At 66.2% G+C, this 22,215-nt stretch carries 21 protein-coding genes, 1 tRNA gene and 1 riboswitch; of the genes, 12 read left to right on the forward strand and 10 right to left on the reverse strand.

From position 1 onward, the window contains the following. Window positions 1-2: 2 nt before the first annotated feature. Window positions 3-1,988, reverse strand: coding sequence for an AsmA family protein (locus ACSR1C_RS09590; protein ID WP_460259095.1), 1,986 nt, complete (start codon window positions 1,986-1,988; stop codon window positions 3-5). A gap of 108 nt (window positions 1,989-2,096) precedes the next feature. On the opposite strand from ACSR1C_RS09590, the gene rimO reads away from it, so the two are divergent. Both rimO and ACSR1C_RS09600 read left to right on the forward strand, forming a co-directional pair. Then, window positions 2,097-3,482, forward strand: coding sequence for a 30S ribosomal protein S12 methylthiotransferase RimO (gene rimO, locus ACSR1C_RS09595; RefSeq protein WP_460259094.1), 1,386 nt, complete (start codon window positions 2,097-2,099; stop codon window positions 3,480-3,482). Between the two features lie 211 nt (window positions 3,483-3,693). After that, window positions 3,694-3,951 (forward strand): hypothetical protein, encoded by a 258-nt coding sequence (locus ACSR1C_RS09600; RefSeq protein WP_460259093.1) that lies wholly within the window; start codon window positions 3,694-3,696, stop codon window positions 3,949-3,951. A 51-nt stretch (window positions 3,952-4,002) separates the two neighbouring features. Here ACSR1C_RS09600 and ACSR1C_RS09605 read toward each other — a convergent pair whose 3' ends face one another. Next, a complete protein-coding gene (locus ACSR1C_RS09605; RefSeq protein WP_460259092.1) occupies window positions 4,003-4,545 on the reverse strand; it encodes a PhnA domain-containing protein in 543 nt (180 codons plus the stop codon). A gap of 203 nt (window positions 4,546-4,748) precedes the next feature. Here ACSR1C_RS09605 and ACSR1C_RS09610 point away from each other — a divergent pair, with 203 nt between their 5' ends. From ACSR1C_RS09610 to ACSR1C_RS09620, 3 genes are all read left to right on the forward strand, one after another. After that, the gene (locus ACSR1C_RS09610; protein ID WP_093965738.1) at window positions 4,749-4,955 is read left to right on the forward strand and encodes a cold-shock protein; all 207 of its coding nucleotides are present in this window, start codon (window positions 4,749-4,751) and stop codon (window positions 4,953-4,955) included. Between the two features lie 119 nt (window positions 4,956-5,074). Further along, window positions 5,075-5,533, forward strand: coding sequence for a (2Fe-2S)-binding protein (locus ACSR1C_RS09615; RefSeq protein ID WP_460259091.1), 459 nt, complete (start codon window positions 5,075-5,077; stop codon window positions 5,531-5,533). A 2-nt stretch (window positions 5,534-5,535) separates the two neighbouring features. Then, on the forward strand, window positions 5,536-7,770 hold the full coding sequence (locus ACSR1C_RS09620) for a xanthine dehydrogenase family protein molybdopterin-binding subunit (protein WP_460259090.1): 2,235 nt from the start codon (window positions 5,536-5,538) through the stop codon (window positions 7,768-7,770). Between the two features lie 7 nt (window positions 7,771-7,777). On the opposite strand, the gene ACSR1C_RS09625 is transcribed toward ACSR1C_RS09620, so the two are convergent. Continuing rightward, window positions 7,778-7,853 (reverse strand) — tRNA-Ala (locus ACSR1C_RS09625). Between the two features lie 35 nt (window positions 7,854-7,888). Next, window positions 7,889-8,335, reverse strand: a complete 447-nt coding sequence (trxC, locus tag ACSR1C_RS09630) for a thioredoxin TrxC (RefSeq protein ID WP_460259089.1) — start codon at window positions 8,333-8,335, stop codon at window positions 7,889-7,891. Window positions 8,336-8,432: 97 nt separating this feature from the next. On the opposite strand from trxC, the gene ACSR1C_RS09635 reads away from it, so the two are divergent. Next, the gene (locus tag ACSR1C_RS09635) at window positions 8,433-8,618 is read left to right on the forward strand and encodes a hypothetical protein (protein ID WP_460259088.1); all 186 of its coding nucleotides are present in this window, start codon (window positions 8,433-8,435) and stop codon (window positions 8,616-8,618) included. 184 nt (window positions 8,619-8,802) lie between these two features. On the opposite strand, the gene gcvP is transcribed toward ACSR1C_RS09635, so the two are convergent. Genes gcvP through gcvT form a run of 4 tightly spaced genes read right to left on the reverse strand, consistent with a single transcriptional unit; the run spans window position 8,803 to window position 13,519 of the window. Further along, complete coding sequence (gene gcvP / locus ACSR1C_RS09640) at window positions 8,803-11,655, reverse strand: aminomethyl-transferring glycine dehydrogenase (protein WP_460259087.1); 2,853 nt, start codon at window positions 11,653-11,655, stop codon at window positions 8,803-8,805. A 13-nt stretch (window positions 11,656-11,668) separates the two neighbouring features. Then, window positions 11,669-12,019, reverse strand: a complete 351-nt coding sequence (locus tag ACSR1C_RS09645; RefSeq protein WP_460259086.1) for a VOC family protein — start codon at window positions 12,017-12,019, stop codon at window positions 11,669-11,671. Then, window positions 12,016-12,375: a glycine cleavage system protein GcvH gene (gene gcvH / locus ACSR1C_RS09650; RefSeq protein ID WP_460259085.1), complete on the reverse strand. Its 360-nt coding sequence runs from the start codon at window positions 12,373-12,375 to the stop codon at window positions 12,016-12,018. Before gcvH ends, ACSR1C_RS09645 begins: the two co-directional genes overlap by 4 nt. A gap of 13 nt (window positions 12,376-12,388) precedes the next feature. Then, entirely contained in the window at window positions 12,389-13,519 is a 1,131-nt protein-coding gene (gene gcvT / locus ACSR1C_RS09655; protein WP_460259084.1) for a glycine cleavage system aminomethyltransferase GcvT, read from the reverse strand. A 142-nt stretch (window positions 13,520-13,661) separates the two neighbouring features. Further along, window positions 13,662-13,750: riboswitch (glycine riboswitch) on the reverse strand. Between the two features lie 73 nt (window positions 13,751-13,823). Between gcvT and ACSR1C_RS09660 the strand changes: the two genes are divergently transcribed. Next, window positions 13,824-14,375 (forward strand): gamma-glutamylcyclotransferase family protein, encoded by a 552-nt coding sequence (locus ACSR1C_RS09660; RefSeq protein ID WP_460259083.1) that lies wholly within the window; start codon window positions 13,824-13,826, stop codon window positions 14,373-14,375. A gap of 71 nt (window positions 14,376-14,446) precedes the next feature. Here the strand turns inward: ACSR1C_RS09660 and gltX are convergent, their stop codons facing one another. Beyond that, complete coding sequence (gltX, locus tag ACSR1C_RS09665; protein WP_460259082.1) at window positions 14,447-15,763, reverse strand: glutamate--tRNA ligase; 1,317 nt, start codon at window positions 15,761-15,763, stop codon at window positions 14,447-14,449. A 60-nt stretch (window positions 15,764-15,823) separates the two neighbouring features. On the opposite strand from gltX, the gene ACSR1C_RS09670 reads away from it, so the two are divergent. The 4 genes from ACSR1C_RS09670 (at window position 15,824) to ACSR1C_RS09685 (ending at window position 18,863) form a co-directional block, all read left to right on the forward strand. Next, on the forward strand, window positions 15,824-16,234 hold the full coding sequence (locus ACSR1C_RS09670; RefSeq protein WP_460259081.1) for a metallopeptidase family protein: 411 nt from the start codon (window positions 15,824-15,826) through the stop codon (window positions 16,232-16,234). An 88-nt stretch (window positions 16,235-16,322) separates the two neighbouring features. Then, window positions 16,323-17,258, forward strand: coding sequence for an MBL fold metallo-hydrolase (locus ACSR1C_RS09675; protein ID WP_460259080.1), 936 nt, complete (start codon window positions 16,323-16,325; stop codon window positions 17,256-17,258). A 170-nt stretch (window positions 17,259-17,428) separates the two neighbouring features. Further along, window positions 17,429-18,376, forward strand: coding sequence for a 1-phosphofructokinase family hexose kinase (locus ACSR1C_RS09680; RefSeq protein WP_460259079.1), 948 nt, complete (start codon window positions 17,429-17,431; stop codon window positions 18,374-18,376). Window positions 18,377-18,380: 4 nt separating this feature from the next. Continuing rightward, entirely contained in the window at window positions 18,381-18,863 is a 483-nt protein-coding gene (locus ACSR1C_RS09685) for a GNAT family N-acetyltransferase (RefSeq protein WP_460259291.1), read from the forward strand. Here ACSR1C_RS09685 and ACSR1C_RS09690 read toward each other — a convergent pair. Beyond that, window positions 18,838-20,499 (reverse strand): NAD+ synthase, encoded by a 1,662-nt coding sequence (locus ACSR1C_RS09690; protein WP_460259078.1) that lies wholly within the window; start codon window positions 20,497-20,499, stop codon window positions 18,838-18,840. The two genes, ACSR1C_RS09685 and ACSR1C_RS09690, sit on opposite strands and share 26 nt — an antisense overlap. A 149-nt stretch (window positions 20,500-20,648) precedes the next feature. Here ACSR1C_RS09690 and ACSR1C_RS09695 point away from each other — a divergent pair, with 149 nt between their 5' ends. Beyond that, window positions 20,649-22,109, forward strand: a complete 1,461-nt coding sequence (locus tag ACSR1C_RS09695) for an MORN repeat-containing protein (protein WP_460259077.1) — start codon at window positions 20,649-20,651, stop codon at window positions 22,107-22,109. Window positions 22,110-22,215 lie beyond the last annotated feature (106 nt).

Below are 22,215 nucleotides of genomic sequence, written 5' to 3' on the forward strand. Positions count from 1 at the left end.
CGCTATTTCAGCAGGTTTTTCAAGCCCCTTATGACCTCTTCCTGCGCCTTGCGCTTGGCCGCGTCTTCCAGGCTTTCGCCACTTTCGGCATCAAGGCCCAGCTCTTCCCCGGCCTTGTCGCGCAGCTTGTCCACCTGTTTGTCGATCTCCTTGTCGGCCACCGATTCCAGATCCAGTTTCAACTGCGGATCGTCCCAGCCGCCGGTGATGCGCAGCGGCACTTTCAGCCCGCCCTTGCCGTCATCGCCGGCAAAGGCCACCGGCGTCACGCGATAGTCCAGAACCCGTTTGCCGATTCCGACCGTGCCGCGCCCGCCCGCGGTCAGGCGTGGGGCCAGAAGCGTCAGATCGTCATTGCGCAACACGCCCTCCGCCAGGGTGAACCGCCCCGCCACACTGTCGAAAATGGTGCGCGCGCTACCGCCCGCCCCGCCCATGTCGCGGCCGCGCAGGATGCGCTCCAGATCAAGGCCGGTGAAGACGCCCGCGCCCAGCGCCACCGCGCCGCCGCCCGACAGGCTGTTCATGATCGCATTCACCGAATTGCCCGACCCGAGGAATTTCAGCGTCATGTCGGCACTGGTGCTCAACCGCTCATAGCCCGCCAGATCGCGCAGCGCCTGCTGCACCGCCAGCCCCGCCACCGTCAGATCGCCGCCGACCGACAGGCCGCCGCGCCCGTTGACCACGAAATTGCCGGTGATCAACCCACCATAGGCCCGCACCTCGCGCAGATCGAACACCAGCCGGCGGTCGGTCAGCGTGGCCAGAACGCGGCTGCGGCCCAGCCGGGTCTTGCCCAGATCGACGCTGTCGGCGGTGATCGCCAGTTCGGCATCCAGCAGCCCCAGCGCGCTGACATCGATCGGATCGCTGGACCAGCCCGACCGCGCCTTGCCGCCGCCGCCCGTGCCGCCGCTTGTACCGCCCGCGCCGCCCTTGGCGCCAGCGCCGGCAAACGCCGACAGATCCAGCACACCGGTGGTGAACTGCCCGTTCAGCCGGGGCCGCGCGCCGCCCGGGAACAGATCCGCCGCCCCCGTCAGGGTGTTACCGCCCAGCGTGAACGTCCCGCCGCGCAGATGGACCGAGCCTTCGGGCGCATAGGTCACCTGCCCCGCCACCGCGATCTTGTCGCCCATGCCCGGCGGCAGGGCGGGCGGCGGGCTGCCCAGCACCTGCGACAGCGCCGCCAGATCGCTCAGATCCGCCGTCAGTGCCCCGTCGGCAACCAGCGGTGCGGTGCCTGCGCGCCCCTTGAACCCGACCCGCGCCTTGCCCGCCGTCAGATCCGCCGTCACCCCGGTAACCGCGCCCGACAGGAAGGTGGCGAAACCGGCCAGTTCGGCCCTGGCGGTCACGGGCTGCCCGTTGACCTGCGCCGAAAGCGCCACGTTGCCCGGGCCGGTGAACGCGGGCAAGGTTACGGTGGCCTCCAGCGCGTCGGCCCGGCGGGTGGTGCCCGCGGCGTGGTCGATGAAGGTCAGCGTGCCGCCGGTGATCACCGCCTTGTCGAGGGTGAAGCCCGCGGGATCCTTCGCCGCCGGAGCGCCCCCGCCCCCCTGGCCCCCGCCCCCCTGGGTCGTAGTTTCGCCCGTCTCGGCCGCTTCGATCTGCCAGTTGCCGCGCCCGTCGCTGGCGCGCTCCAGCAAGATCCGGGGCGCGGTCAGTTCCAGATTGCGGATCACGATATCGCCGCCCAGCAGCGCCGCCAGATCAAGCCCGATTTCCAGTGCGTCGGCCTGCACCATCGGCGTGTCGCTGGCCCAACCGGCATTCGACAGGGTGACCGGCCCGGTGGCCACGCCAATCTGCGGCCAGATCGACGGCTTCAACCGCCCGGTCAGCGTCAGTTCGCGGCCGGTGGCCTTGCGGATCTGATCGCTGGCCAGCCCGGCGATCTTGTCGGCGGGCAGCAACAGCAACGCCCCCGCCAACAGCGCCACAAGCAGCAGAAGGGTAAAGATCACGCGTACCAGCCAACGCATCGCACAGGCCCCTTTTTCAACACACCGAAGTCGCCCAACCCTAGGCCCCGTGCGGTCCAACGATCAAGCAGGCTTTCGCAATACCAACAAAGCGCCTATATCGCGCGCATGAGCACCAACCCGCCCAACCTCCGCCCCGATCTTGCGCCCGCGCCGCGTATCGATGACACCCGCCGTGCGGGTCAGCCGACCATCGGCATGGTTTCGCTTGGCTGCCCCAAGGCGCTGGTCGACAGCGAACGTATCCTGACCCGCCTGCGGGCCGAAGGCTATGCGATCAGCCCGGACTATGCCGGCGCCGATGCGGTGATCGTGAACACCTGCGGCTTTCTGGATTCGGCCAAGGCGGAATCGTTGGAAGCGATCGGCGAGGCCTTGAACGAAAACGGCCGCGTCATCGTCACCGGCTGCCTGGGCGCCGAGGAGGATTACATCCGCGGCACCCACCCTTCGGTTCTGGCCGTCACCGGACCGCATCAGTACGAACAGGTGCTGGACGCGGTGCACGGCGCGGTGCCGCCGCAGCCCGACCCGTTCATTGACCTGCTGCCGGCCTCGGGCGTGTCCCTGACTCCGCGACACTATAGCTACCTAAAGATTTCCGAAGGTTGCAACCACAAGTGCAAGTTCTGCATCATTCCCGACATGCGCGGGCGGCTGGCGTCGCGCCCGGCCCATGCGGTGCTGCGCGAGGCTGAAAAGCTGGTCGAGGCCGGGGTGCGTGAGCTTTTGGTCATTTCCCAGGACACATCGGCCTATGGGGTAGACCGAAAACACGACCTTTCCCCCTGGAAAGACGGCGAGGTAAGATCGCACATTTCCGACCTTTCGCGCGCCCTTGGGGGGCTGGGCGCCTGGGTTCGCTTGCACTATGTCTACCCTTACCCGCATGTGCGCGATCTGATCCCGCTGATGGCCGAGGGGCTGATCCTGCCCTATCTGGACATCCCGTTCCAGCACGCCCATCCCGACACGCTGAAACGGATGGCCCGCCCGGCGGCCGCGGCGAAAACCCTGGACGAGATCGCCGCCTGGCGCCGCGACTGCCCCGAGATCACCCTGCGCAGCACCTTCATCGTCGGCTATCCCGGCGAGACCGAGGCAGAGTTCCAGACCCTGCTGGACTGGCTGGACGACGCGCAGCTGGATCGCGTGGGGTGCTTTCAGTATGAAAACGTCGCCGGGGCGCGGTCCAACGCCCTGCCCGATCATGTGGCCCCCGAGATCAAACAGGAACGGTGGGAACGGTTCATGCAAAAGGCCCAGGCGATTTCCGAGGCCAAGCTGGCCGCGAAAGTCGGTCAGCGGCTGGAGGTGATTGTGGACGAGGTCGACGACGAGGCCGCCACCTGCCGCACCAAGGCCGACGCGCCCGAGATCGACGGCAACCTGTTCATCGACGAAGGCTTCGAGGCGCTGAAACCCGGCGATATCGTCACGGTCGAGGTGGACGAGGCCGGCGAATACGATCTGTGGGGGCGGCTGGCCGGGTAACGCCACGCCTGCGACCTGCCCGCCAGTTGCGCGACAAACCGCCGGTTTGGTCGCTTTGGGATGGCGAAAACCGGCCGCAATCGGTTTTCCCCGGCGCCAAACGCCGACACATGCCCGCCCTGCGGCATAGTGGCCTTTTTAACTCATATCCCCAATGCAAGATGCCCAAGGCGCGCGAACCTTTTGGCAGACCTATCGCAAAGGCACGAAAATGAAGAAACTGACCCTCTCTCTGGCGCTTGCGGCGCTGACAGCGTCCCCGGCCCTTGCCGGCCACGCCAACCCCTGGGCCGACGAAGACGACACGCTTTTGATGCAAAACCACGAGGAAAACCTCGCGCAAAGCGTCGACACCCCCGGCGAGGATGAAATGCTTGGCGAAATGGTGCAGCAGGCCTGCGGCAAGCTCGATACCGATCTTGCCGACCAGCGCGACGGCGGCAACAATGGTGGTGGCAAGAACCGCTGATCCGACTCCGCGATATTTGCAGGGCGCCCCACGGTGCCTTGCCTGCGCCGCTCAGCGCTTCTTGACGAACTCGGTCAGGATCACGATCCGCTGGCCTTCGACCCGGCCCTCGATATGCCCGGCATTGTCGGCGACCAGCGAAATGCCCCGCACCGCGGTGCCGCGCTTGGCGGTGAAACCTGCGCCCTTGACCGGCAAATCCTTGATCAGCGTCACCGTATCGCCCGCCGCCAGCACCGTGCCATTGCTGTCGCGATGCACCACGTCGGGCTGCGCGCCGGCCTCGGCCCAGGCTTGCAGACCGGGGTCCAGATACAGCATGTCCAGCGCCTCGGCGGCCCAGGGCTCGGCCTTTAGCCGGGTCAGCATCTGCCAGGCCAGCACCTGAACCGCGGGCACCTCGGACCACATCGACGATTGCAGACAGCGCCAGTGCTGCCCCTCGGGCGCGCGCCCGGCCACACCTTCGGCACAGACCGCGCACAGCGCCACCTCGTCATCGCGCGGCGCCACCGCGACCGCCTGCACCGCCTCTGCCCCGCACAGTTCGCATTGCCCGCCACAGCGCGCCATTACCGCGTCGCCAATCGCCATCTGCCGTTCCTTTCGCGCATGTTCCGCCGCGCGCACTTGCAACGAATTTGCTTGCAATGTCACGCGGAAAGCCCCATGTGGGCGATGCGACGTTATTCTCTATCGACCACTGTCTTCCCTCACCCGGCGTCAGTCTTTCGATCTAGCACTGACTAAGCCGGACTGCCGCACCTACGCGGGCAGTATCAAAAGGAGACAGACGGATGGCTACTGGCACCGTTAAATGGTTCAACGAAACTAAAGGCTTCGGCTTTATCGCCCCCGATGGCGGCAGCAAAGACGTGTTCGTGCACATCACCGCACTGGAACGCGCTGGCCTGCGCACCCTGGCAGACAACCAGAAAGTGACCTTCGACATCGAAGCCGGCCGTGATGGCCGCGAAAGCGCGACCAACATCGCGCTGGCGTAAGTCACGTCACAAATGATCGAAAAGGGCGCCTTCGTGCGCCCTTTTTTGTTGCCTTGCCCCGGTGGCACCCCCGATAAAGCCAAGACCCCGCATGGCGGCGCGGCGACCCCGAGGACGGCATGGAACTGATTGTAAACGGCACCCCCCATCAGATCGACGTCGAACCCGACATGCCCCTGCTGTGGGTGTTGCGCGACGTTCTGCGGATGACCGGCACCAAATATGGCTGCGGCATCGCCCAATGCGGCGCCTGCACCGTACAGATCGACGGCGAAGCGACCCGCGCCTGCGTTTTGCCGGTGGGCGATGTCTGGGGCGCCGTCACCACGATCGAGGGGCTGGGCACCCCCGACGCGCTGAGCGCGGTGCAGCGCGCCTGGGTCGATCATCAGGTCGCGCAATGCGGCTATTGCCAGTCGGGGCAGATCGTGGCCGCCACCGCGCTGCTGGCCGAAATCCCTACCCCGACAGATGCCGAGATCGACGCCGCGATGGCCGGCAACCTGTGCCGCTGCGGCACCTATCCGCGCATCCGCGCCGCGATTCACGCCGCCGCGCGTCAGATCCGGGAGGGTTGAGCATGCCCGGCACCGTCACCCGCCGCGCCCTGCTGATCGGGTCGGCCGCAATCGTCGGCGGCGTGGCCTTCGGCGTCTATGAGCTGGGCAAGCCAGTGGACAACCCGCTGATCCCCGGCCCCGGTGAGGTCACGCTGAACCCCTATGTGCTGATCACCGACACGGGCGTGACCATCGTCACCCCCCGCGCCGAGATGGGTCAGGGCGTGCAAACCACGCTGGCCGCGCTGGTGGCCGAAGAGCTGGACATGGACTGGGCCGATATTCGCGCCATACACGGGCCCGCCGCATCGGCCTATTTCAACGGTGCAGTGATCGCCGCCGGCCTGCCCTTCGCCGAATACCGCGACAGCCGGACGAAAGAGATCGCCACGGCCGCCGCCGGTGTGGCCGCCAGGGTGATGGGGATGCAGGTGACCGGTGGGTCCACCTCGATTCGCGACGGCTATGACAAGATGCGCCTGGCCGGGGCGGCGGCGCGCCATGTGCTGATCGCGGCGGCGGCGGCGCGTCTGGACCTGCCCGCCGATCGGCTGAAGACCCGGGGCGGCGCCGTGATCGCCCCCGACGGCACCGCGCTGCGCTATGCGGATCTGGCCGCCGACGCTGCGCTGATCGACCCGCCCGCCACGCCCGCGCTGAAATCGCCCGCAGACTGGGTGTTGCTGGGCAAGCCCCTGCCCCGGCTCGATATGGTCCCCAAGGTCACCGGCACCGCCGAGTTCGGCATCGACGTGCGGCCGGACGGGATGCTGCACGCCGCCGTGCGGATGAACCCGCGCCTGGGCGGCGGGCTGCACAGCTATCACGCCGAAACGGCCCGCACGATGCCGGGTGTGCAGCGGATCATCGATCTGGGCACCGGCGTGGCGGTGGTGGCCGATAACACATGGCGCGCGTTTCAGGCGCTGGATACGATCCGCTTCGACTGGGGCCCTGCGCCCTATCCCGCCGACACGGCCGGGATTTTCGATGAAATCGCCGGTGCTTTCGACAGCCGCCCCAACTCTACCCTGCGCGATGACGGCGATGTGGCAAATGCGCTGCAGGGCGACGACGTGATCGAGGCCGAATACCGCCTGCCCTATCTGGCCCATTCGACGATGGAGCCGATGAACGCAGTGGCACTGTTCAAGGGCGGTCATATGACGATCTGGGCCGGCAATCAGGCGCCCACGCTGATCCGCGACGCCGCCGCCAGGGCCGCGGATCTGAGACCCGACGACGTGACCGTGCACACCCCCTATCTGGGCGGCGGGTTCGGGCGGCGCGCCGAATATGACGTGACCGATCTGGCCGCGCGGATCGCCAAAGAGTTGCCCGGCACGCCGGTGCAACTGACCTATTCGCGCGAAGAAGACATGCGCCACGATTTCTATCGCCCCGGCGTGATCGCGCGGGCCGCGGGCAAGCCCGGCGCGGACGGGCCCGCGGCACTGTCGGTCGATCTGGCCGCGGCCTCGGCCTACCGGATGCAGGGCAAGCGCGCGGCTGGCATGACCCCGCCCGGCGCCGACAAGCTGCTGGTCGAGGGGCTGTTCGATCAGCCCTACGGCGTGCCGCATTTCCGGGTGCGCGGCTATATCTCGGACGTGGCGGTGCCGGTCGGATCGTGGCGATCGGTGGGCAATTCAAGCAACTGCTTCGTGATGGAAAGCTTTCTGGACGAACTGGCCCATGCCGGCGGGCAGGATCCGGTCGCGATGCGCCTGGCGTTGTTGGCGGGGCAAAGCGCAAAGGCCGCCAAGGTGCTGGAAACCGTCGCCGACATGGCCGACTGGGGCAGCCCCCTGCTCACGGGCACGGCGCGCGGCGTGGCGTTTTCATACTCCTTCGGGTCGCCCACCGCGCAGATCGTCCAGGTTTCAGACAGCCCGGCGGGCCTGCGCATCGACCGGATATGGTGCGCGCAGGATGTCGGGCTTGCGCTGGATCCGCGCAATATCGAGGCGCAGATCGTATCGGGCATCACCTATGGGCTAAGTGCCGCGATCAGCGGCGAGATCACCTTCGCGGATGGCGCGGTGGTCGAGGATAACTTTGACAGCTACGACGCGGTGCGCATGGACCGGATGCCGCCGGTCGACACCCGCATCCTGGCCTCGGGCGGGGCACCGGGCGGCGTGGGCGAACCCGCGACGCCCCCGATCGCGCCGGCGCTGGCCAATGCGATCTTCAGCCTCACAGGCAAACGCATACGCCACCTGCCGCTGCACCACGCAGTGGATTTCGCCTGAGGAAATTTGGTGGAGCCGATCGGGATCGAACCGACGACCTCGTCATTGCGAACGACGCGCTCTCCCAACTGAGCTACGGCCCCAACGCGGGCAGGCTTTGCGCATGACCACGCGCTTGTCAAGCGGGCAGCCTGACCTTGCTGCGCACGAACGCCTCGATATCCGCTGCGGGCCGCGCCCCGGCCAGCCGCGCCACCTCGCGCCCGTTCTGGAACAGGATCAGTGCCGGAATACCGCGGATGTTATACTGCGTCGCGGCCTGCGGATGCTCTTGGGTGTCGATCTTGGCCAGCCGCGCATGCGGCGCCAGCGCCTGCGCGGCCTGCGCGAATTGCGGCGCCATCATCCGGCACGGACCGCACCACGGCGCCCAGAAATCCACCAACAGCGGCACATCGTCGGTCTTGGCGCTTTTCAGCAGGGTCTTCAAATCCAGCTCGCGCACCTTGCCATCGCTCAGCCGCGCGCCGCAGGTGCCGCATTTCGGACCCGCGCCCAGCTTACCCTCGGGCACCCGGTTGGCGCTGCCGCAATCGTGGCAGACGAGTTTCAGACTGGCAGCCATTCCCGGCCCTCCACAATATTCCAATTCACGAATATATTGGGTTGCACCCCCGCCTCGACAAGAGCAGAATTTGCCCGCATGTCAATTGAGGCGCCCCATGACCCCCTGGCACGAGCTTGACCCCGACACCCAGCTGAAACTGCGCGAAGACTATGCGCGCGATCCGTCCTGCCTGACCGGCACCTGTTCGCTGGAAGCCAAGACCGCACAGTTCACCGATTGGCTGGCCGCGCATGGGGTAAGCTTCAGCGCAGAAGATCTGCACCCGCGCCGAAAGGGTTGACCAAGCGGCGCGCCTGCGGCGCAAGCCATTGGTTTGCGGCCCTGCGGGCCGGTATGCCTCCGGCGGGGATATTTCGCCCAAAGCAACATACGAAGGCTCCCCTTCCAATTGCTTTGGTGCAAATATCCCGGGGTTTGGGGCAGCGCCCCAATCGAACGCATGTCGTGCGCCGCAGGCGCGCACTCTATTCCGCTGCCTCGACATAATCGCTGACCGGCGGACAGGTACAGACCAGATGCCGGTCGCCGTAAACGTTATCGACACGCCCCACGGGCGGCCAGTATTTGTCCACCCGGAACGCGCCCGGCGGAAAGCAGCCCTGTTCGCGGCTATAGGGGCGATCCCATTCGGCGACCAGATCGTTCACCGTATGCGGCGCGTGTTTCAGCGGGTTGTTGTCCGCGTCCATCTCGCCCGCCTCGACCGCCGCGATTTCGGCCCGGATCGCCAGCATCGCGTCACAGAACCTGTCCAGCTCGGCCTTGGTCTCGGACTCGGTCGGTTCCACCATCAGTGTGCCCGCCACCGGCCAGCTCATGGTCGGGGCGTGAAAGCCGTTGTCGATCAGCCGCTTGGCGATGTCGTCGACGCTGATCCCGGCGCTGTCGGCGAAGGGCCGGGTGTCGAGGATGCATTCATGCGCGACGCGGCCCGTTTTGCCCCGGAACAGCACATCATAGGCGCCGTCCAGCCGCGCGGCGATGTAATTGGCATTCAGGATCGCCACCCGCGTGGCCTGGGTCAGGCCCGCGCCGCCCATCGCCAGGCAATAGGCCCAGGAAATCAGCAGAATCGAGGCCGAGCCATAGGGCGCGGCCGAGACCGGGCCTTCGGCACCGCCGGTTTCGGGATGGCCGGGCAGGAAGGGTGCCAGATGCGCCTTGACCCCGATCGGCCCCATGCCGGGGCCACCGCCGCCATGCGGAATGGCAAATGTCTTGTGCAGGTTCAGGTGGCTGACGTCGGCACCGATCTCGCCCGGTTTCACCAGCCCGACCAGCGCGTTCAGATTGGCCCCGTCCAGATAGACCTGTCCACCGAAGGCGTGGGTGATCTCGCAGACTTCGCGCACCGTCTCCTCGAACACGCCATGGGTCGAGGGATAGGTGATCATGCAAGCGGCCAGCGCGTCGCCCGCGGCCTCGGCCTTGGCGCGGAAATCGGCCAGATCGATATCGCCGTTCTCGGCCGATTTCACCACCACGACCTGCATCCCGCACATATGCGCCGAGGCCGGGTTGGTGCCATGCGCCGATACCGGGATCAGACACACGTTGCGGTGCCCCTGCCCGCGCGACCGATGATAGGCGGCGATGGTCAGCAGCCCCGCATATTCGCCCTGCGCGCCCGAATTGGGCTGCATCGACATCGCGTCATAACCGGTGGCCTGACACAAAATCTGTCCCAGGCTGTCGACCATCTGCGCATAGCCCTGCGCCTGATCGGCGGGGGCGAACGGGTGCAGATGGGCGAATTCGGGCCAGCTGATCGGCATCATTTCGACCGCGGCGTTCAGCTTCATCGTACATGACCCCAGCGGGATCATCGCCCGGTCCAGCGCCAGATCGCGGTCGGCCAGACGGCGCATATAGCGCATCATCTCGGTCTCGGCGCGGTTCATGTGGAATACCGGATGGGTCAGATACTCGCTGTCGCGCAGCAACGCGCCGGGGATGCGGAACTTGCGGCTGCGGTCCACCGGCACATCGCCCAGACCGAAGGCCGCCCAGACATTCACGATGCTTTGCCAGCGCGTGGTTTCATCAAGCGAAATACCGATCCTGGTCTCGCCGACCTTGCGCAGGTTGATCTCTGACGCGCGGGCGGCGTTCAGGATCACGCCCTGCATCGGCCCGACCTCGACCGTCACGGTGTCAAAGAACGCTTCGGGTTCGACCTTGAAACCGCCCTCCTCCAGCACCTCGACCAGACGCACGGTTTTCGAATGGATCCGCTGCGCGATGGCCTTCAGCCCCTTGGGACCGTGAAACACCGCATAGAACCCGGCCATCACCGCCAGCAGCGCCTGCGCAGTGCAGACGTTCGAGGTGGCCCTTTCCCTGCGGATGTGCTGTTCGCGGGTTTGCAGGGACAACCGATAGGCCTTGTTGCCGCGCGCATCCACCGACACGCCGACGATACGGCCGGGCATGGCGCGCTTGTAGGCGTCCTTGCAGGCCATATAGGCCGCGTGCGGCCCGCCATACCCCATCGGCACACCGAAGCGCTGGGTGCTGCCCACGGCGATGTCGGCGCCCATCGCGCCGGGCTCCTTCAGCAAGGTCAGCGCCAGCGGGTCGGCCACCACGATGCCCAAAGCCTTGGCATCGTGCAGCGCGGCGATCGGGGCGGTGAAATCCAGCAGCCCGCCATGGGTGCCGGGATACTGGAAGATCGCGGCGAAGACCTGTGCGGGATCAAGATCGGTTTCGGGATCGCCCACGATCACCTCGATCCCCAGCGGATCGGCGCGGGTGCAGATCACGGCGATGTTCTGCGGATGACAGTTCTTGTCGACAAAGAACGCGCGCGCCTTCGATTTGGCGACGCGCCGCGCCATGGTCATCGCCTCGGCACAGGCGGTGGCCTCGTCCAGCAGCGAGGCGTTGGCGATTTCCAGCCCGGTCAGATCGCTGACCATGGTCTGGTAATTCAGCAGCGCCTCAAGCCGGCCCTGGCTGATTTCCGGCTGATAGGGCGTATAGGCCGTGTACCAGGCCGGGTTTTCCAGAATGTTGCGCTGAATCGCCGGCGGGGTGACGGTGCCGGAATAACCCTGTCCGATCAGCGTGGTGAAGGGCTTGTTCTTCTTGGCGACCTGGCGCAGATGCCAGAGCAGCTCGCGCTCGGATTTCGGCTTGCCGAAGTTCAGCGGCTCGGCCTGACGGATGCTTTGCGGCACCGTCTGGTCGATCAGCGCGTCCAGACTGTCCACCCCCAGCACCTGCAGCATCTCGGCCATTTCCTCGGGCGAGGGGCCGATGTGGCGGCGGTTGGCGAAATCATAGGGGTCGTAATCGGTGGGGGTGAAAGGCATGTGTTCGTCCGGTTCAGGTATGAGTCAGAATATTCACCAGCGTTCCCGCCGGATCACGCAGAAAGAAGCGCCGCACACCCCAGGGCTCGTCCACGGGGCCGTATTCGATGGCGGCGCCAAGGTTCCGGGCGCGGGCCAGCGTGTCGTTCAGATCGTCCACCTCGACCGATATGGCGGGCAGCGCCGTGCCGGATCCGCCCTCGGAGGCCAGGCTCAGTTGCACCGCCGCTTGGTTCGGGGCCCCCAGCGTGGAAATAAAGGCCATTTCCATCAGCGGCTCCAGCCCCAGAAGATCGCGGTAGAACGCCGCCAGCCCGGCCGGATCGGGGGCGGCAAGGTTGGGGACGATCCGAAGGACTGTCACGCGATGAAGTCTTTGTATTCGGCCTCGTCCATCAGATCGTCCAGCGCGGACAGATCCTCGACCTTCATCTTGAAGAACCAGGCCTCGCCCTGGGCGTCTTCGTTGACCAGGCTGGGATTGTCGGTCAGCGCCTCGTTGACCTCGACGATCTCGCCATCGAGCGGGGCGAGGATGTCGGACGCGGCCTTGACGCTTTCGATCACCACGACCTCGTCATCCTTGGAGACGGTCGTGCCTTCCTCGGGCAGATCCACGAAAACCACGTCGCCCAGCTGTTCGGCGGCATGTTCGGTGATCCCCACGACCACCACGTCATCCTCGACGCGCAGCCATTCATGTTCCTCGGTGAATTTCATCTGTGTTGGTCCCTCAACGCTTATAGGTGGATGCTCTGAACGGCAGCGCCGTGATGGTGGCGGGCAGGCGTTTTCCGCGCACCTCGCCATAGATGGTGGTGCCTTCGGCCGCGTGCGGCGTGGCGACATAGCCCATGGACATCGGCCCCTCGATCGACGGGCCGAACGCGCCCGACGTGACCGCCCCGATCGGAAGCGGCGCATCGGGCGCCGCGAACAACTGTGTGCCCTCGCGCATCGGCGCGCGCCCCTCGGGGCGCAGTCCCACGCGCAGGCGGGGGGTGATCCCGGCCAGTTCGGTCAGGATGCGGTCGGCGCCGGGAAAACCGCCCGCGCGCGCGCCGCCGGTGCGGCGGACCTTCTGGATGGCCCAGCTCAGCGCGGCCTCGACCGGGGTGGTGGTGGTGTCGATGTCATGACCGTACAGGCACAGCCCCGCCTCCAGCCGCAGGCTGTCGCGCGCACCCAGGCCGATGGGCGCGACCGCCGGATCGGCCAGCAGCGCGCGGGCGAAGGGGTCGGCCTGATCGGCGGCGACCGAAATCTCGAACCCGTCCTCGCCGGTATAGCCCGAGCGCGACACCCACAGATCGCCGAAGGCCGATGCCAGCGTGACCACATCCATGAAACGCATCGCAGCCGCGCCCGGCGCGATCCCGTCCAGCACCGCCTCGGCCATCGGCCCCTGCAACGCCAAAAGCGCGCGGTCGGTGATTTCCGTGATCTCGCAGCTATTGGACAGGTGGGTGCGCAGATGGGCGACATCGGCGTCCTTGCAGGCCGCGTTGACCACCAGAAACAGGTGATCGCCACGGCTGGCGATCATCAGATCGTCCAGAATGCCGCCATCCTCGTTGGTGAAAAGCGCATAGCGCTGCCGCCCCGGCTTCAGCCCCAGCACATCGACCGGCACCAGCCGTTCCAGCGCCAGGGCCGCATCCGCCGGATCGCCGGATTTGGGCCGCACGATCACCTGGCCCATATGGCTGACATCGAACAGCCCGGCCGCCGCGCGGCAATGCAGGTGCTCTTTCATCACGCCGGGCTTGTACTGCACGGGCATGTCATAGCCCGCGAACGGCACCATTTTCGCGCCAAGTTCCAGATGCAGATCGTATAGCCCCGTGCGCTTTGGCTCCGCCATTCAGCAATCCCTCTCATCGCCGGCATAAGCCGGGCACCGCATTACCGGCCCCGCAAGGCCGCCAGATCGATGCCCCCTCTGTCCCTTCGCCTGAGATCGTTATCCCTTCGGCGGGCGCTATGCGCCACTCTCCAGAGTTTCGTGCTCCGCAACGGTCCGTTGGCCTGAGAGTTTACCGGGGCGGTTGCTCCTTCGGCACTGGGTTGCCCCAGATTCTCCCGTAGCGGATGCAGGAAACACTAGATCAAGCGCCGGGATGCGGCAAGACCTTGCTTTCATCGCAGAACTGCCCAGATTTACAGCCATGCAGGATCCGTTCTTTTTCGGGTATGGCTCGCTGGTCAACCGCGCCACCCACAGCTATCCGCGCGCCAGTCCCGCGCAGGTGACCGGCTGGCGGCGCGCCTGGCGGCACACCAAGCTGCGCCCGGTCGCCTTTCTGACCGTGGTCGAAGCGCCCGGCGCGGTGATCGACGGGCTGATCGCCGCAGTGCCCGGACGTGACTGGGCCGCGCTTGACGCGCGCGAACACGCCTATGACCGCCACAGGGTCGCGCGGCCCGATCTGGACGAGTTGCATATCTATGCCGTCGCGCCGCAGCATTCCGACCATCCCGACATGCGCCACCCGATCCTGCTGAGCTATATCGACGTGGTCGTGCAGGGCTATCTGCGCGAATTCGGGCCGGACGGCGCGCGGCGGTTTTTCGACACCACCGATGGCTGGGACGCGCCGATCCTGGATGACCGGATCACGCCGGTCTATCCGCGACACCAACCGCTGGATGCGGACGAGCGCGGCTTTGTCGATGGCCAGCTATCACGCCTGTCGGCCAATGTGATCACACGGCTCTGACAGCGCGCAGATTCGATTTTCTGCGAAAAATCGGGCCTCCGGCGGGAGTATTGAGGCCGAGAAGAAGCGGATCAGCCCGGTTTTTTCTGCAGCAAGGGCATCACATCTGCCATTTCAGGGCCACGCGCCCGACCGGTGACCGCCTTGCGCAGCGGCATGAACAGCCCCTTGCCCTTGCGGCCGGAGGCCTCTTTCACTGCGGCGGTCCAGTCGGCCCAGGTTTGCGGCGTATAGGGCGGCTCGGACAGCAGGGTCAGCGCCTGGGCGATGAACTCCTTGTCCTCCTCTTCGACCAGCGGTGCCGCACCGTTGCGGAACAGATCCCACCATGCGGCCATATCGGCCTTCACGGTGATATTGTCCTTCACCACATCCCAGAACTGCGGCGCCAACGCATCGGGCACGCCCAGCGCGGCCACGTCATCGGCCACATCCGGCAGCGACAGGGAATGCAGATGTTTTGCGGTCAGCGGAAACAGATCGTTCACGTCGAATTTCGTGGGGGCCGCGCCGAAATGGGCGATATCGAAGCCGTCCACCAGTTCGTCGATAGAGCTGCACAGCTCTATCGGCTGGCTCGACCCCAGCCGCGCCATCAGGCTCAGCAACGCCATCGGCGCGATCCCCTGCGCGCGCAGGTCGCGGATCGACAGCACGCCCAGCCGTTTCGACAGCGCCTCGCCCTGCGGGCCGGTCAGCAGCGAATGATGCGCGAATTGGGGCACCGCCCCGCCCAGCGCGCGGATCATCTGGATCTGCGTCGCGGTGTTGGTCACATGGTCAGAGCCGCGCACCACATGGGTCACGCCCATTTCGACATCATCCACCACCGAGGCCAGCGTATAAAGCACCTGCCCGTCGCCGCGGATCAGCACCGGATCGGACACCGACGCCGCATCGATGGAAATGTCGCCCAGGATACCGTCGGTCCATTCGATCCGTTCGTGATCCAGCAAGAACCGCCAGTGACCGGCGCGGTCGGCGCGCAGGGCGGCTTTTTCAGCGTCCGACAGGTGCAGCCCGGCGCGGTCATAGACCGGCGGCTTACCCATGTTCAGTTGTTTCTTGCGCTTGAGGTCCAGCTCGGTCGGGGTTTCGAAACATTCATAGAACCGGCCCATCCCGCGCAACTGATCTGCGGCGGCGTGATAGCGGTCCAGCCGGGCCGACTGCCGCTCGATCCGGTCCCAGGTGATGCCCAGCCATTCCAGATCTTCCTGAATCGCGTCGGCATATTCGGGTTTGGAACGTTCCGGATCCGTGTCATCCAGCCGCAGGATGAACGTCCCCCCCGCCTTGCGGGTGATCAGATAGTTGAACAGCGCGGTGCGCAGGTTGCCCACATGGATATATCCGGTGGGCGACGGGGCGAAACGGGTCACGGTCATGGCAGTCTCCTGTTGGCGCCCGCTCTTTCACAGACGCGCGCGATTGTCCATATAGGGGGCATGAGCACCGACTGGACCCGCGCCACCCCACCCGACCTCGACGACATCGCCGCCCTGGCGCTGGCGGCGCGCGATGCCTTGCCCGCCCCCTTTGCCGCCAAGGCGCGCGAGGTGCTGCTGCGGGTCGAGGATCTGGCCCCCGACGATATGCTGCGCGAGCTGGAGATCGACGATCCGTTTTCCCTGTCGGGCCTGTATGACGGCGTGCCGCTGACCCTGAAATCGGTTATGGATCAACCCGTTCAGCCCGATGTGATCTGGCTGTTCCGCCGCGCGTTGCTGGATGAATGGGCCGAACGCGAAGGGGTCACGCTGATGGAACTGGTCGCCCATGTCTATGTGCATGAGCTGGCGCATCATCTGGGCTGGTCCGATGACGATATCGCCGCGATCGACCGGTGGTGGGAATAGCTGTCCGCCTCGCAAGGTCGTGACATGTAAAAATCACGCAACCCGGCTATCCTGTGCGACACACGCCACAGTCCGACGGGAGGACAGGATGAATTCCAAGACCAAGATGACCCGCCGCAGCGCGCTGTGTGCGGGGGCCGCACTGCCGCTGGCCGGCATGGCCGCAGGCGGCGCACAGGCCGCGGCACCGATGATGGGCATGGGCCTGACCCGGTTCAACCGTTTCAAGCTGGGCGGGTTCGAGGTGACCGCGCTTCTGGCTGGCACCCGCACCGTGCCCGACCCGCACACGATCTTCGGGCTGAATGCCTCGGACGCGGAATTCGGCGAAGCGGCACGCGCCAATTTCATCCCCACCGACAAGGCGCAGTTCTTTTTCACCCCGACGCTGGTCAATACCGGGGCCGAGCTGATCCTGTTCGACACCGGGCTGACCCCCGAGGGCATCACCGGCGCGCTGGCGGCGGCGGGCTACAGCCCCGATCAGGTGGATGTGGTCGTGCTGACCCATATGCACGGCGACCATATCGGCGGGCTGTCGGGCGCGGGCGGCGAAACCTTCGGCAACGCCCGTTATGTCACCGGCGCGGTCGAATACGACGCCTGGGCCGCGATGGGCAATGACGGGTTCGACACCAAGGTCCGGCCGCTGGCCGACAGGATGCGGTTTCTGGACGATGGCGGCAGCGTCGCGCCGGGCATCACCGCCATGGCCGCCTTCGGGCACACGCCGGGGCATATGGCCTTCGTGCTGGACAGCGACGGCCGGCAAATGGTGTTGGGCGCGGATTTCGCCAACCACTATGTCTGGTCGCTGGGCTATCCCGATTGGGAGGTGTCGTTCGACATGGACAAGCCCGCCGCCGCCGCGACCCGCCGCCGGCTGTTGGGGATGATGGCCGCCGACCGGGTGCCGTTCATCGGCTATCACATGCCCTTTCCCGCCATGGGCTATGCCGAACCGCGCGGCGAGGGTTTCCGCTATGTGCCCGCCAGCTATCAGATGATGCTGTCCGAGGGCTGACGCGGGGCGCGCAGCGCCTTTCGAATGGGCGGCGGCAGCGGATTTTCTGCCAAAGACAAGGCAGAAGTCGCCCCGCCCGCGCATCGGTGCCGCTTTTTTAGCGCAACCAGCCTTGGCGGCGCCGCGGGGGGCTGTCACTGTGCCCTGAAATCAGGCGGAAGGCGCGGCATATGCAGGATATTCTGACAGTGACACTGAACCCGGCGGTGGATCTGGCCACATCGGCCGAACATGTCGAACCGGGGCCGAAGCTGCGCTGTGACCTGCCGCAGACCGACCCCGGCGGCGGCGGCATCAACGTGTCGCGCGCGGTGCGCATTCTGGGCGGGCAGACCCGCGCGCTGGTGGCGATCGGCGGGCCGACCGGCAAGAAGCTGCGCCAGTTGCTGGTCGAGGAAGGCATCGCCATCCTGCCGTTCCGCGCCCCGGGCGAAACCCGGCAAAGCCTGGCCGTGACCGACCGCAGCACCGGGCAGCAATACCGCTTTGTCCTGCCCGGTCCGGTCTGGGACGCCGAGCGGCTGGAGGCGATCCTGAGCGCCATATCCGATGCGGTACCCGACGAGGGGTTCGTGGTGCTTAGCGGCAGTCTGCCGCCCGGCATCCCGGCGGATTTCGCCACCCGGGTCTGTATCCGGCTGCAAGATCGCCGGGCGCGGGTGGTGGTCGATACCTCGGGCGCGCCGCTGCATCACCTGGCCGAGGTGCCCGGCCCCGCCCCCTATCTGCTGCGCATGGACGATGAAGAGGCCGAGGAACTGGCCGGGCGCCGCCTGCCCACCCGCGCCGACAGCGCCGATTTCGCCGCCGAGCTGGTGGCCCGCGGCGCGGCCAAGGTGGTGATCGTGGCGCGCGGCGCCGATGGCTCGGTTCTGGCGGCCGAGGGCGTGCGCCTGCACGCCGCCGCCGCCCCGGTCGAGGTCAAGAGCAAGGTCGGCGCGGGCGACAGTTTCGTGGCGGCCTTCGTTCTGGCGCTGGCGCGGCGTCAGGATTTCGGCACCGCGCTGCAACTGGGCGCGGCGGCGGCCAGCGCCGCGGTGACCACCGACGCCACCCGGCTGTGCACCCGCGCCGATGTCGAGCGGCTGGTGACCCAGTGCCCGCTGACCGAACTGTGACGTGATGATCCCCGACCGGGCGCGGGGGCTGGATTTCGGGCCCGTCCATGCCGCCGACGCGGACGATCTGGCCGATCTGCGCCTGGCCGCGATGCGGCCCAGCCTGTTGGCCCTTGGCCGCTTTGACCCCGACCGGGCCCGGCAGCGGTTTCTGGCCGGGTTCACCCCCGATGAAACCAGGTGGATTTTTCAAGACGGGCGCGCGGTGGGGATGGTCGTGCTGCGCGACAAGGGCGATCATCTGTATCTTGACCACCTCTATGTCCTGCCGGCGGCACAGGGGCGGGGCACCGGGCGCAAGGCGCTTGCCGCGCTGAAGGACATCGCGCAGGCGCGCGGCCTGCCGCTGCGGCTGATGGCGCTGAAGGGCAGCGCGGCCAACCGGTTCTACCTTGGTCAGGGCTTTGCGCTGACGGGCACGGAAGACTGGGACAACCTGTACGAATACCGCCCCGCCCCGGTCAGCCCTCGTCCCGCCAGCGGTTGACGATCGGATAGCGCCGGTCCAGCCAGAATGCCCGATGCGTCAGCCGCGCGCCGGGGGCGGATTGATAGCGCTTGTATTCCGACAGGTAGATCAGCCGCTCGACCTTCTTGACCACGTCGCGGTCGATCCCGGTGGCCACGACCTCGGCCACCGATCTTTCCTCGTCGATCAGCATGGTCAGGATCGCGTCCAGCACGTCATAGGGCGGCAGGCTGTCCTCATCCTTCTGGTCCGCGCGCAGCTCGGCCGAGGGGGGCTTGTCGATCACCCGGGGCGGGATCACCGCGCCCGCCGGGCCCATCATCCAGGGCCGGTGATTGGCGTTGCGCCAGCGGCAGGTTTCGAACACCCGCGTCTTGTATAGATCCTTGATCGGGTTATAGCCGCCGGCCATGTCGCCATAGATCGTGGCATAGCCCACCGCCACCTCGGACTTGTTGCCGGTGGTCAACAGCATCTCGCCGAACTTGTTGGACATCGCCATCAGCAGCAGCCCGCGCAGGCGCGACTGGATGTTTTCCTCGGTCACATCCGGGGCGTAGCCTTCGAACAGCGGGGCCAGCGTTTCGGTTACCGCCTTGCGCCCGGCGCTGATCGGCACCGTATCATAGGGGCAGCCCAGCGCCCGCGCCACGGCCTCGGCATCCTGCAGCGAATGGGGCGAGGTATATTCCGACGGCAGCATCACGCAGCGCACGTTTTGCGGCCCGATCGCATCGGAGGCGATGGTGGCCACGATGGCACTGTCGATTCCGCCCGACAGGCCCAGCAGCACCTTCTTGAAGCCGCTCTTGCCCAGATAGTCGCGCAGCGCCTCGACCATCACGCGATAGTCCTGCTCCCACTCGTCAGGCAGCAGCGCCTTGTCGCCCGGCACCGCGCGCCAGCCTTCGGGGGTGCGGGTAAAATCGACATGGGCCAGCGCCTCGTCCAGCACGGGCATCTGCACCGCCAGCGCGCCGCCGGGGTTCAGCACGAAACTGGCGCCATCGAACACCTGATCGTCCTGGCCGCCGACCATGTTGAGATAGATCAGCGGCAGGCCGGTCTCGACCACACGGCCGACCATATGGTTCACCCTGACCGGGTATTTGTTGCGGTAATAGGGCGACCCGTTGGGCACCAGCAGGATCTCGGCCCCGGTTTCGGCCAGGGTTTCGCACACAGAGTCGGGGTGCCAGGCATCTTCGCAGATCGGGGTGCCGATGCGCAGCGGGCCGATGCTGTAGGGCCCCTGCGGCGGGCCGGGCACGAACAGGCGTTCCTCGTCGAACACGGTTTCGTTGGGCAGGCGCTGTTTCAGAACCCGCGCCACGATCTGCCCGCCCTGAAGCACGAAATAGGCGTTATACAGCGCCGCGCCGTCCCAATAGGGCCCACCGATGCCCAGCGCCGGGCCATCGGCGCAATCGGTTGCCAGCTGATCCACATGGGCCATCGCATCGGCGGTGAAGGCGCGCTTCATCACCAGGTCCTGCGCCTGATAGCCGGTGATGAACATCTCGGGCAGCGCGATCATGTCGGCACCGGCCGCTTTCGCCGCCGCCCAGGCCGTGCGCGCCTTGTCGGCATTCGCATCAAGCGCGCCAACGGTCGGGTTCAGCTGTGCCAGTGTCAGGCGAAACATATCTGCCATGGGCGCCTCCTTGTCGAACTGACCTCTTATCAGAGCCACAGGCAAGTGAAAGCCGATTGATCGTGAAAACCGTTGTCTCCCCGCTGGTGCTCAATTAGGCTTTGGCGGCATTCATCGGTGCTAAAGACAGCAGGTCGAAGGGGACTTTCGTGCATAAGGCAGGCGCAACGCTGACACGGGCGATTCTGACAGGCGCATTCCTTGCCGCCGCCGGGCTGGCCGGGGCCCAGGGCGCGGACGAGGTCGTGACCAAGCAATATGACGACGGCGGCATCTATGAGGGCACCTTCAAGGATGGCAAGCAGCACGGGCATGGCACCTACCGGCTGCCCAGCGGCTATGAATATTCCGGCCAGTGGGTCGATGGCGAAATCCGCGGCACCGGCATCGCGCGCTTTCCCGACGGGTCAGTCTATGAAGGAAATTTCGAAAACGGCACATTGCACGGGTTCGGCAAGATCACCTTTGCCGATGGCGGCATCTATGAAGGCGACTGGGTGCACAACAAGATCACCGGCACCGGAACCACGGTCTATGCCAATGGCGTGCGGTATGAGGGCGGCTTCCTGAATTCGATGCACCATGGCCGGGGCACGATGACCAGCCCGAACGGCTATGTCTACGAAGGCGACTGGGTGAATGGCGTCAAGGAAGGCGAGGGCAAGATCACCGACCCCGACGGCACGATCTATGAAGGCGGCATGAAGAACGGCCAGCGCGCGGGCCAGGGCACACAGACCACGCCCGACGGTTATACCTATGTCGGCGCCTGGAAGGACGACCACATCAACGGACTGGGCAAGCTGACCTATGCCAATGGCGATGTCTATGAAGGGCTGCTGGTGAACGGCGAGCGCCATGGCGCGGGCAAGACGACCTATGCCACCGGCGATGTCTATGAAGGGTCTTACCTCAACGATGCGCGCCAGGGCCGGGGTGTGCTGCGCACCGCCGACGGCTATCATTATGACGGCGAATGGGTCGCCGGCCGGATCGAGGGTCAGGGCACCGCGACCTATCCCGACGGCTCGGTCTATGTCGGGCATTTCCACGACGATCTGCCCGATGGCATCGGCAAGATCACCTATCCCCACGGCACCAGCTATGAGGGCGAATGGAAGGCCGGCGCCTTCGACGGCAAGGGGATCGCCATCGATGCCAACGGGCTGGTCTATGACGGCGAATGGAAGAATGCCCGCTATCACGGCCAGGGCACCATGACCTATACCGACGGCTATTCCTATACCGGCGAATGGAAGAACGGCTTGCGCGACGGTCACGGCAAGGCGACCTATGCCGACGGCACCGTCTATGAGGGCGATTTCGTCGCCGAACAGCGCGAGGGGCAGGGCAAGATCGTCATGCCCGACGGGTTCACATACGAGGGCGGCTGGAAAGCCGGAGAACTGGACGGCAAGGGCGTCGCCACCTATGCCAATGGCGATGTCTATGAAGGCATGTTCCGCGCCGGCAAGCGCCAGGGCGAAGGCATCATGCATTACGCCACCGGCGAAGAGGACGCCGGCACCTGGCAAAACGACGTTCTGACCGCCGGGGACGCCGCACCTGACACGGGCGACGAGGCCCCGCAGCCCGGCACGTCGGAATAACCCCGGCCTGCCCGATGCCCGCGCAAATTCAGGCTTCCTCTTTCTTGCCCCAGCGCTTATATTCCGCCCCGATGACACGGATTGCACATATCAACCTGCATTTGGG

The sequence above is a fragment of the Actibacterium sp. D185-2 genome (assembly GCF_054954595.1).

What these genes read in the sequence shown, in the direction of transcription:
- ACSR1C_RS09590 (WP_460259095.1), bottom strand. Translation starts at nt 1,988, where the DNA reads ATGCGTTGGCTGGTACGCGTGATCTTTACCCTTCTGCTGCTTGTGGCG.
- rimO (WP_460259094.1), top strand. Translation starts at nt 2,097, where the DNA reads ATGAGCACCAACCCGCCCAACCTCCGCCCCGATCTTGCGCCCGCGCCG.
- ACSR1C_RS09600 (WP_460259093.1), top strand. Translation starts at nt 3,694, where the DNA reads ATGAAGAAACTGACCCTCTCTCTGGCGCTTGCGGCGCTGACAGCGTCC.
- ACSR1C_RS09605 (WP_460259092.1), bottom strand. Translation starts at nt 4,545, where the DNA reads ATGGCGATTGGCGACGCGGTAATGGCGCGCTGTGGCGGGCAATGCGAA.
- ACSR1C_RS09610 (WP_093965738.1), top strand. Translation starts at nt 4,749, where the DNA reads ATGGCTACTGGCACCGTTAAATGGTTCAACGAAACTAAAGGCTTCGGC.
- ACSR1C_RS09615 (WP_460259091.1), top strand. Translation starts at nt 5,075, where the DNA reads ATGGAACTGATTGTAAACGGCACCCCCCATCAGATCGACGTCGAACCC.
- ACSR1C_RS09620 (WP_460259090.1), top strand. Translation starts at nt 5,536, where the DNA reads ATGCCCGGCACCGTCACCCGCCGCGCCCTGCTGATCGGGTCGGCCGCA.
- trxC (WP_460259089.1), bottom strand. Translation starts at nt 8,335, where the DNA reads ATGGCTGCCAGTCTGAAACTCGTCTGCCACGATTGCGGCAGCGCCAAC.
- ACSR1C_RS09635 (WP_460259088.1), top strand. Translation starts at nt 8,433, where the DNA reads ATGACCCCCTGGCACGAGCTTGACCCCGACACCCAGCTGAAACTGCGC.
- gcvP (WP_460259087.1), bottom strand. Translation starts at nt 11,655, where the DNA reads ATGCCTTTCACCCCCACCGATTACGACCCCTATGATTTCGCCAACCGC.
- gcvH (WP_460259085.1), bottom strand. Translation starts at nt 12,375, where the DNA reads ATGAAATTCACCGAGGAACATGAATGGCTGCGCGTCGAGGATGACGTG.
- gcvT (WP_460259084.1), bottom strand. Translation starts at nt 13,519, where the DNA reads ATGGCGGAGCCAAAGCGCACGGGGCTATACGATCTGCATCTGGAACTT.
- ACSR1C_RS09660 (WP_460259083.1), top strand. Translation starts at nt 13,824, where the DNA reads ATGCAGGATCCGTTCTTTTTCGGGTATGGCTCGCTGGTCAACCGCGCC.
- gltX (WP_460259082.1), bottom strand. Translation starts at nt 15,763, where the DNA reads ATGACCGTGACCCGTTTCGCCCCGTCGCCCACCGGATATATCCATGTG.
- ACSR1C_RS09670 (WP_460259081.1), top strand. Translation starts at nt 15,824, where the DNA reads ATGAGCACCGACTGGACCCGCGCCACCCCACCCGACCTCGACGACATC.
- ACSR1C_RS09675 (WP_460259080.1), top strand. Translation starts at nt 16,323, where the DNA reads ATGAATTCCAAGACCAAGATGACCCGCCGCAGCGCGCTGTGTGCGGGG.
- ACSR1C_RS09680 (WP_460259079.1), top strand. Translation starts at nt 17,429, where the DNA reads ATGCAGGATATTCTGACAGTGACACTGAACCCGGCGGTGGATCTGGCC.
- ACSR1C_RS09685 (WP_460259291.1), top strand. Translation starts at nt 18,381, where the DNA reads ATGATCCCCGACCGGGCGCGGGGGCTGGATTTCGGGCCCGTCCATGCC.
- ACSR1C_RS09690 (WP_460259078.1), bottom strand. Translation starts at nt 20,499, where the DNA reads ATGGCAGATATGTTTCGCCTGACACTGGCACAGCTGAACCCGACCGTT.